Origin of the sequence: Stenotrophomonas sp. SrG (genome assembly GCF_050031795.1) — a bacterium.
Taxonomy (GTDB): Bacteria; Pseudomonadota; Gammaproteobacteria; order Xanthomonadales; family Xanthomonadaceae; genus Stenotrophomonas; species Stenotrophomonas rhizophila_A.
The window spans coordinates 1-274 of the sequence record NZ_JBNBBE010000244.1 but is presented as its reverse complement, the minus strand read 5'-3'; the positions used below and the strand labels follow the sequence as shown (position 1 = coordinate 274).

Here is a 274-nt window from a genome sequence, read left to right as displayed (position 1 = left end):
CGCCCGACGCGGTGGCCGCGCCTACCTCGTTGTCCACGTACTGGCCGGCACCGATGATCGGGCTGTCAGCCACCCGACCATGCAGCTTCCACGCCATGCCGCTGGTGGTGCAGGCGCCGGCCAGCTGGCCCTGGATGTCCATGGCGAGGATGCCAAGCGTGTCGTGGTTGCTGCTGTCGCCTGGCCGCGTGCGCCGTTCGGGGTTGATCTCGGGGGTGTACTGCGCGGTCTTCCACGACTCCCGCCCGGCTTGTGCCGCAGCGGGAGTGAGCGG

General features: G+C 70.4%; 1 protein-coding gene. It reads right to left on the bottom strand.

The window, feature by feature from the left end; genetic code table 11:
* Positions 1-274, bottom strand: a 274-nt coding sequence (locus ACQG3P_RS19695; protein ID WP_426805983.1) for an isoaspartyl peptidase/L-asparaginase, incomplete at both ends; no start/stop codon positions are given.